Origin of the sequence: Vibrio sp., from assembly GCF_047973365.1 — a bacterium.
Taxonomy (GTDB): domain Bacteria; phylum Pseudomonadota; class Gammaproteobacteria; order Enterobacterales; family Vibrionaceae; genus Vibrio.
This window is the reverse complement of sequence record NZ_JBKEBW010000050.1, coordinates 62,791-69,222: the sequence shown is the minus strand read 5'-3', so window position 1 is coordinate 69,222 and position 6,432 is coordinate 62,791. Positions and strand designations below refer to the sequence as shown.

Below are 6,432 nucleotides of genomic sequence, written 5' to 3'. Positions count from 1 at the left end.
AGGCCCGTCAGCAGCACTTTCAGTTGTTTGGCCGCTAACGGGGTCACCCTATCCTGATGATGACCGGGCCAGTCCTGGAAGCAGCCTTTGGTCAGACGTTTACTCATTAACCAGAAGCCAGAGCCGTCATAACAGAGTGCCCGCAACTGGGTGCGGCGGCGGTTGGTAAAGACAAACAACGTCCCGTTTCGAGGCTCTTGGTTTAATTGGTGACGACACAACGCAGCAAAGCCATCAATGCCACAACGAAAATCAGCCGGTTGAGTGGCAAGGAGAATGCGAGTCTCAGCGGTCAGGTGGATCATAGTCGCCCTCCTGCTTCTTGTATCAGAGTGCGTAATAAATCGGAAGATATCTGCCCATTCATCCGAATTTGGGTGGAATTAGGCAAAATAAGCGTGAGACTTAATTGAGACGAGGTTCGATTCTCGACCTCAATAGTCAGAGGGACAAATTCAGAGACGGATGACGGTTCGGATGAAAACTGTTTTCGCCAGTCCTTAAGCTGAGTAGAGCAGAGCCGTAGAGCTTGAGTAATTTGCCCAACGCGATAGTTGTCAAGGAGAGTGACCGCTATGCGTCGCAGCTCATCGGGGATGGGGCTATGTTGATTGGTGCGATGTAATCGCCAATGGTTAAAAGCGGCTATAGCTTGGGTCAAGTTGTCATGATTGTGCATAGTGCAATTCCGGATAGTAGAGATGCACTTAGTAAATCAGACAATATTGATTAAGTTGAGCTATGCTGCCGTAAGCTCACTACCAAACACATTAGTTTCCTGATCAAGTAGACATTGAGTACCGATAAGCAAACCCTCCGAGCCATGGATGGCTCGGCGGAGCTTCAAGGATGAATTGATGCGTGTTTGCGTTCGGTGCTCATTGTCTAATACTGAACAAATTAATAGTGAAATTGGTATAAAATCATTTGCTGTTGTTCTCTAAACAAAGAGCAATTATTGCCGTAAAACGGCTTTGTGGTAAGACGCTTAACCCGTGTATCAACAAGATACCCAATAACACGCCAACAGCATCGGCGATGAAATCGGCCAAAGATGGCTCCCGTAACGGCACCCATGCTTGTAGTAGTTCGAGTATCACCCCGAAAAACAGTACAGCGATAGCGATTGTTATCCGGCGTTTTATGCCAAATGACATCATGGCAATCACAATAAATAAGGCGTAAGCACCTGCATGAGCCATTTTATCTAGGTTTGGTATACCGTAACTGTCGAGATCGGGTAGCGTTGCGTTCGGCGATGAATCATTGGCGAGCGAGACATAGGTAATAAGCAGGGTGTATAGCGCAAGTAGAGTGTATTTTAGCAATCTCATTACTTTTCTCATCAATTGGGAAGGACGGAAATCATTTGGTACAAGTATTTGATAGGTACTGCGTAAGTAATCGCAGTAGAGTCTGTCAGCATGGATTCTTTGCTCGACTTAACCAGTACCTTATTAATTAAGGCAATGATTTCCCCTGTTTCTGGATCAAATACAGGGCTGCCACTGTTGCCGGGATAGGCGAAGGCATCCAGTTGATAAACAAAATAAGGCTCACGCAGTTGTTTGATTCTTTTTGCTGTTAACTCTTTTCCATTTCTGGAAGGGATCACGACAGGAGTAATGCTGGAAATGATCCCCCTATGGGTGACGGGGTATAGTCCAAGAAGAGAGCCCAGTGGATAACCGGTAAACGCATAAAGCTCACCTTCTCTGACGGTTCTAGTTGAAAGGTTCAGTGGGACTAATGATGTTCCCGCAATTTTTAGGATGGCAATATCGTAAACATCGTTGATGGCTGCGATTTCGGCATCATAAACTTTTGCTTCATCCCCTTTTCCCGCATAAATGATGATCTTTTCATTAGTTTTACTGTCAAGTAGGGAGGGAATGACATGAGCATTCGTTGCGACATAATGTTTGTCAAAAGCAAAACCAGTACCAAGAATGGCAAATGGTTGTTCGGCTAAACGTTTGTAGGTTCCGACGCCAACGACAGAAGGCTGAATGGTAGCGATGGTTTCTGGCAGTCCAGCGAATGAACGCCATGGCAGTAGCACGCATGCCAGAACAATAAATGTCTGAAAAATAAATGCCTGAAAACAAGTCCGCCACATGACCAAATCCACCGATTCACAAACGGGTTAGTTTTATTTCTAACGTTTTTTTGTCGGCAACAAATTTTGGATTATTAGTGTCGATATTATTTAATACTCGCTTAGCTTCAGCAAATTGCTTTTCAGCTATCAGGCCCTCGACATAATGTAACGCTATCTCTGGTTGAGTTTTAACGGCTTGATAAGCTTGTTCCAGCATCGAGACGGCTTGTTTTGTCTCACCAGCCTGAAGCAAACAATACCCGTGTGTATCCTGAATTGCTGGTTGAGAGCCCGCCAGTTGATAGGCCCTTGCTGAATATTTGCAAGCTTCGTGTAGGTTGTTTTGTTGAATATAAAGCCAAGAAATATTATTCAATGCCATTACGTTCTTCGGTTCTCTGGCAATAATTTCAATATACTGTTGCGTTGCCGCTTTTGGATCAACAACACTTTGAATATCGGCAAGTAAAAGTTGTAATGCACGTGCTTTTTGCGGCTCTTGCTGAATGGTTGCAGACAAAAAGTTAACCGCTTTAGATGCCTGATGATTTTTAACATATAAGGTTGCCAACTCTTTTGCTGTATCTACTCCGGGGGCTGCTTTATAACGTTGCTGAAACGTCGAAATTGCTTTGTCCCACAATTGTTCTTGTATATAAACAGTGCCTTGTAGTTTCAGAATATACGGAAGGTTATGTGCATTAGTGTCCAGTGTATTGAGTACTTGTTGAGCCGCTTCAGGTTTTCCGGATTCTAGCAGCAATTCGGTTTTTAACATCGGGAAGCGGATGTCATTCGGGAATACATTGATAGCTTCATCTGCGAGCGCAATTCCTGAGCCATATTTGTTGCTTAGTTTACTAATGTAAATACTTCGAATATGGGCATTTACATCCGCTGGCGCTATGTTCAGCCAGGCTAAGTAAGCTCGTTCGGCATCAATCCATCGTTGTTGGGTAAAATAAATATTGCCAAGCAAAGACCAGGTTTGGGGGGTCTGGTTTTGCTTCGGAAGGCTCTCGAGTAAATTGATAGCCTGACTGTTCTGTTCGTTTAACACCAATGCCATAGCTTTTTGCGGTATTAGCGTCAGGTCGGATGGGTTTTGTGCAAGTTGCTTGTTTATCAGACTCAGCAGCTCTTCTGTTTTTCCTGCTTTGGTACTACAAACATAAAGAAGATTCGTTGCTGATTCATTGCCTGGTGCTAGTGTTTTTGCTCTGTAGGCATATTGAAATGCGTTCTCCCACTGCTCTTCTGCAGACAGAATTTGAGCATATAAAATGTTAGCTTGAATATGGTTAGGATTGATGGTTAATGCCTGGTTATATAATTTCTTAGCTTGTTCAACATGCTGTTGACTTTGTGATACGGCCCCTTTAAGTACTAATGCATCTGTATCTTTGTTGTTTTTTTTCAGCCAGTTATCAGCAATGTTCTGCGCTTCGTCGAAAGCGCCCAGTTGAAGGTAATAGTAACCTATTCCCAGCTCAGCTTTTCTTTTATCTGGCTGTTCAGCTACCGCATGCTTAAGCTCGTCAATCCCGCTGGCATCGTTGGCAGAAAGCTTAACTATGCCTAACATCATTTCATTAAAATCACTGTTGTCGCTAACATAAGCTTTTTTTGCAAGCATAAGAGCTTCTTCGTTTCTACCAAGGTTAGCGAGTTCCATACTGGTCTGGGATAGAAACGCGCTGTTTTGTTTTGAGTCAGTATTGAGTTTACCGAGTTCTTCTATTGCCTCATCGATATAGCCCAGTTTTAATTGAGTTACGATATATAACCGTCTGGCTAAATGGTCGTCGGGTAAACGAGGTTGGATCTGCCTCAAGCGATGATTGGCTTGTTCATACAATTTTAATTTGTAGGCAGAAACACCTGAAATTAGTGACGTGGCCAGACTGGTTGAACCATTGTTAATCGCTCTATCAGCATGTTGTTTAGCGGGCTCAAATTGATTGTTAGAAAAATCAATAGCCGCTTTTAAATCGTTCGCCAGAACTTGATTTGGATACTGATTTAACACGTTATCGACATAAGGTTGGGCTTTGTCCATTTGACCACTCATAACCAGTGCTCTTGAAATGAACAGCGTGTATTGTCCAGCACTTGGCGCGAGCTGAAAAGCTTTGCTATAACTTTCTGCAGCAGCGGCAAAATCTTTTCTCACCATCTGTAAATGGCCTTTGAATATCCAGGCATCTGCATTTGAATCATCTTTATCCAGCAGCTCATCTATTGTTTTGAGTGCCTGATCGATATTCTTTTGTGCCGCATCCAATCTCGCCAGGCTAAGCTTTACATATTGGGAATCGAGAGCGATATCACCCGCCAGTTGCAGACTTTGTTTGGCCGCGTCCACTTGATTCAGGTTGAGCTCTGCCATGGCTTTAAGAGCAAGAAGTTCGCTGTTGAGATAAGGGTCACTGACACGATGGTTATCAATGTAATTGATAACTTCTTGATTTTTGCCCAGATTTAGTTTGGTTCTCAGCAAAAGTGGCGCGATCTCCTCATTGGCGATTCCTAGCTCAAGAGCTTTAGTTAATTCTTTTTCTGCTGCGAGAAAGCTTCCTTGTTGAAGATATATGCTACCAAGAAAGAAACGGGGCTGAGCATCGTTGGGCGAATTTTGTATTGAGTTTTTAAGCTCAATGATGGCAGAAGATGTTTCATTTTTTTCCATATATTCTATGGCATTGTCGAGATATTTGTCGGCCAGCGCTGCATAACTGATCACTAGAGAGCTAAGAGCAAGCATTAATGCAGATCTTTTTAAGACATATTGATTATTAAACGGCATATCTTTCCCTGACATAAAAATGATAATGACTTTGTTATGATAAACCATTAATTAATTATAATTAGTAGATCGAAGTTATTAATTTGAATTAATGCTAAATAATTATTTTTTAAAAATAGATTCTAATACTAAATGATGAAATCATTAGTTAAAATACTGACGATATATTCTCAAATATGATAATTATGTATCTTATAACCTATACTTCTTATAACCTATAGTTAATTCATGGCGTAGAGAATAGCGATGCTAGCGTACTAGATTCTATCGAACTAATAGTATATTAAGCAGAGAATTGAATCATATCATGATAATTTGGTACGACTTTATGTGGCATTTAAAGGCTTGCTGCTCAAAATAAAAAAGTAAGGGATTTCAGTGAGCGATAAACAAAAGGATAAAGTTGAGTGTCAATGGTATCAAAATCCTGACAGACAGTGGCTTGAAGCTACTTGGATATTATTGGAACAAAAGGCAGAAGCTAATTTCTTTCTCAGCTGGCTGTGGATGGGTACCTGGCTGGATTCTTTCGTCAAACAGTTTCATGTGATTGAAGCTCATATCGGGAGGGAAACTGTTGGGCTAGGAATTATTGTCAGTGAGCCATGCGGATTTGGGCTCGACAGGTATAGATCTAAACATTATTTGCATCGTACGGGTGTGAATTGTGAAGATCAGATATGGATTGAATACAACGACTTTTTGATTTCGTCGCAGAGAAGTAAAGATATTCGTGCTGCTATGTTTTCCAGTGTGGTTGATTGGATGGGAAAATACGACGCTTTTGTTGTCGGGGCAAGCCGGTCTGATTTGTTTGCGGCTTCAGAGATTCATGGCTTATATGAAAGGAAGATCTGGCAAGCAACGGGCTATAGCGTTGAGTTAAATATCTTTCTTGGTCAGCCCAAATCACTGCTTAAATCCCTGTCACGTAGCTCACGCTATCAGATCTCGCGTAGTTTGCGTAAATATGAAGAGATTGGCCCAGTCACAGTAGAAACTATGGTAGCGAAAGAAGCGGCATTGCAATTATTAAGTTTGGCAGGGCCATATCACAAGTCTCGTTGGGGAGAAGGCGAATCGGGTAGCGGCTTCGTCAATGACAAGTTTGTTTATTTCCATACTCAGCTTATTGATCGGGCATTCTTTGATGGACATATCCAATTACACCATGTCAAAGCTGGCAGCGAAACTATTGGTATTATTTATAATTTTAAATATAAAAATTCAGTTTATTTTTATTTATGCGCTTTAAATTATGCTCACACAAATATTAGTCCACATTATAAACCAGGACTCGTCTCGCATTATTTATTGTTAGAAAAGGCGATCAGCGAGGGGGTTGAGAGATATGACTTTTTGGGTGGTGATGCTCGTTATAAAAGTACTTTCGCCAATTGCATTGGATCTTTAGCCGTGTATCAGTATGAGCACAGCCATTGGCTACTTTTCATTGAGAATTATGCTCGTGATCTGAAACATAAATTATTAACCTATCATAAGTCCTAATTCTATGCATGACAGC

At 41.8% G+C, this 6,432-nt stretch carries 5 protein-coding genes; 1 reads left to right on the top strand and 4 read right to left on the bottom strand.

What is annotated here, in order from left to right; genetic code table 11:
• The 4 genes from tnpB to prsT form a co-directional block, all read right to left on the bottom strand.
• Positions 1 to 305: IS66 family insertion sequence element accessory protein TnpB (gene tnpB, locus ACK5MF_RS07260; protein WP_416920781.1), on the bottom strand; the 305-nt coding region annotated here is incomplete at its 3' end.
• Positions 306 to 923: 618 nt separating this feature from the next.
• Entirely contained in the window at positions 924 to 1,334 is a 411-nt protein-coding gene (locus ACK5MF_RS07255) for a VanZ family protein (RefSeq protein WP_416920779.1), read from the bottom strand.
• Positions 1,335 to 1,345: 11 nt separating this feature from the next.
• A complete protein-coding gene (locus ACK5MF_RS07250) occupies positions 1,346 to 2,119 on the bottom strand; it encodes a S1 family peptidase (RefSeq protein WP_416920777.1) in 774 nt (257 codons plus the stop codon).
• Positions 2,120 to 2,135: 16 nt separating this feature from the next.
• Positions 2,136 to 4,907 carry an XrtA/PEP-CTERM system TPR-repeat protein PrsT gene (gene prsT, locus ACK5MF_RS07245; protein ID WP_416920775.1) on the bottom strand — a complete coding sequence of 924 codons (2,772 nt, stop codon included), beginning with the start codon at positions 4,905 to 4,907 and terminating at the stop codon, positions 2,136 to 2,138.
• 378 nt (positions 4,908 to 5,285) lie between these two features.
• On the opposite strand from prsT, the gene ACK5MF_RS07240 reads away from it, so the two are divergent.
• Positions 5,286 to 6,416, top strand: coding sequence for a GNAT family N-acetyltransferase (locus ACK5MF_RS07240; protein ID WP_416920773.1), 1,131 nt, complete (start codon positions 5,286 to 5,288; stop codon positions 6,414 to 6,416).
• The last annotated feature ends 16 nt before the right edge of the window (positions 6,417 to 6,432 follow it).

Bases quoted from the DNA above. Each gene is read 5' to 3' on its own strand.
- ACK5MF_RS07255 (WP_416920779.1), bottom strand. From the start codon at position 1,334: ATGAGATTGCTAAAATACACTCTACTTGCGCTATACACCCTGCTTATT.
- ACK5MF_RS07250 (WP_416920777.1), bottom strand. From the start codon at position 2,119: ATGTGGCGGACTTGTTTTCAGGCATTTATTTTTCAGACATTTATTGTT.
- prsT (WP_416920775.1), bottom strand. From the start codon at position 4,907: ATGCCGTTTAATAATCAATATGTCTTAAAAAGATCTGCATTAATGCTT.